Raw genomic sequence first — 2,066 nt, 5'->3', positions numbered from 1 at the left:
TTTCGGGCCGGTGGGACGTCGCAATCCACACCGAACCCGGAAGGCCCTCACCCGTTCAAGAGCCCCCAACGGTGATCGTCACCACTGTCCACAACTTCCCCGGACAGAACAGCTAGTCCTCGCTCCGCGGCCGCTTCACGGGGCACCTTGAGGTCGGCATTATCGCCGGACGGCCCGCTCGCTCTCCACGAGGCCGAGACTGCGCCCGAAGTCGGGGTGTTCTGGCTCATGAGTGTGGCCGGACTAGATCTCGGCCTCGTCGTCCTGCTCCGTGGGGATGGTCTCGGTGAGGGGCTGGACGGGCACGTCGGCAGCCGCAGCGACGACGGTGCACCCGTCGCCGCCCTCGACCTGTCGTTCCAGTGCCCCAGTTGTCGGACCTTGGTGCCACATTCGACGAGGGTCCCGGAACGCCACCTGTGTGAAGGGGCCCGGTGCCACCTGACGGCACTCCCAGGCCCCCGCCGACCTACGACCGGCGGGGGCCTGGTCACGTCTGGAGGCGACCTGCAGTCTTCTTCATCACGATTGAGTGAATTCCCCCGGTAGGCGGCAACCGCACGGCATCTTTACAAGTCACTCATCTCACATTCAACTACTGGCATCTCACCATGGGGGGACCATAACCGACCTGCCGCCGCTCCCGCCGTACGACCCGACACCGTCGGAGCCTCCCGCGCCGCCTGTGTCGAAGTCCCGCACCAACCTGGTCATCATGGCCTCGGCGGCCGCCGTCATTGCGGCAGTCATCGGCACCGGGATCGTCGTCGTACAGTCCGGCGACGACAGCAAGCCGGCCGCGGCCGCAACGCCGACGGCCACTGATACGACGGACGACGACACGGTGGCGGAAGCCGCGGCACCGGACCCTACGCCGACGTATGAAGAGGTCACCGCCGACAGCTTCTCGATCGAGTTGAAGACCACCGAGCGGCAGTGCTTCGGGTCGGCGGGCTGCAACGTGACGGTTGAGCCGAGGCTGACCTACATGGGCATCAGCTCGGCCATCGACCCTGACGCCGTCTACTCGATCACCTACGAGATCCGCGGCGATGAGTCCGGTCCGGTCATCGAGACGGCCGAGCTGTCGGACCAGACGAGCCTGAGCTACTCGGAGTCGATGATCAGTACCCCCTCGGCTCGCACCAAGGTGTCGGTGAAGATCACGGACGTCACGCTCCAGGGGTGATGCGCCGCCCGGCGCACGTCGGCCTGGGTGCTCTCCGGCGGCGCTTCGCTGTCGGCGCGTCCTGTCACATTGGGCTGGCTGCCGGGATCAGGTCGGGCGGCGGCAACGCCAGTCCCGCAAGGCGGTGCCCGTACCAGAGGGACCATGCCCGCGGGGCAGAGGCCTCCGCAGACACCCGACGCCCGCCCCTCCCATGTTGCGCTGGAAGGGCCTCGCCGTCGCTTACTCCGTGGGTTTGGCTTGGTCCTCCGTCAGTCTTTTCGAATTCCACTACGGGCCGCTCACCGCGGCCACCGACTGAATGGAGCAGCTTCCGCGCCGCGAACAAACCTGCTTACCGCGCCCGGGGGAGAGAGATGACGGCACCCGGCCGTACTCTTCGGGCCGGGCCCGAGTCAGCTGCTCCTCGCGCCTGCGGGGATGGTCTTCTGACTTGGTACAGGAGGGCTGCGGGGCTTCCTGCGCTCGTGGAGACCAGCACCCTGACCCTTAGGCCCTGTTTCTTGGATCATGTGCGGAGCCAGATCGCCAAGGATGCGACGGTGACGGTTCCGAGGTAGGTGTAGGCGCGTTTGTCGTAGCGGGTGGCCACTGCTCGGAAGTTCTTGAGGCGGTTGATCGCCCGCTCGACGACGTTACGTTTCTTGTACCGCTGTTTGTCGAAGCCGGTCGGCCGGCCGCCGGCCGAGCCCCGCCTGCGGCGGTTGGCTCGCTGGTCCTTCGGCTCGGGAATGGTGTGCCGAATCTTGCGGCGCCGCAGGTACCGGCGGTTACTGCGGGAACTGTAGGCCTAATAGGCACCGAGGTTGGATGTTGCTGGCCTCGGCAGGGGCTGGGCGAGACATCTGTTCTGTAAGCCGCGCCTGGGAGTGCTTCG

Annotated in this window: 2 protein-coding genes and 1 pseudogene; 1 reads left to right on the top strand and 2 read right to left on the bottom strand. The window is 66.7% G+C overall.

Annotated features, from left to right (window positions below; all coding sequences use genetic code 11):
* Positions 1–243: 243 nt before the first annotated feature.
* The gene (locus AB0F62_RS42730) at positions 244–393 is read right to left on the bottom strand and encodes a hypothetical protein (RefSeq protein WP_361812307.1); all 150 of its coding nucleotides are present in this window, start codon (positions 391–393) and stop codon (positions 244–246) included.
* A 322-nt stretch (positions 394–715) separates the two neighbouring features.
* Between AB0F62_RS42730 and AB0F62_RS42725 the strand changes: the two genes are divergently transcribed.
* Entirely contained in the window at positions 716–1,189 is a 474-nt protein-coding gene (locus AB0F62_RS42725) for a hypothetical protein (protein ID WP_361812305.1), read from the top strand.
* 508 nt (positions 1,190–1,697) lie between these two features.
* On the opposite strand, the pseudogene AB0F62_RS42720 reads toward AB0F62_RS42725, so the two are convergent.
* Positions 1,698–1,979: pseudogene (locus AB0F62_RS42720) on the bottom strand (transposase); the annotation flags it as partial.
* Positions 1,980–2,066 lie beyond the last annotated feature (87 nt).

Origin of the sequence: Streptomyces sp. NPDC026673, from assembly GCF_040638135.1 — a bacterium.
Classification (GTDB): Bacteria; Actinomycetota; Actinomycetes; order Streptomycetales; family Streptomycetaceae; genus Actinacidiphila.
Note: the sequence above shows the minus strand (reverse complement) of the source record. Positions and strands in the feature narration are given on the sequence as shown.

Excerpts from the sequence above, each read along its gene's own strand:
- AB0F62_RS42730 (WP_361812307.1), bottom strand. The coding sequence starts at position 393 with ATGTGGCACCAAGGTCCGACAACTGGGGCACTGGAACGACAGGTCGAG.
- AB0F62_RS42725 (WP_361812305.1), top strand. The coding sequence starts at position 716 with ATGGCCTCGGCGGCCGCCGTCATTGCGGCAGTCATCGGCACCGGGATC.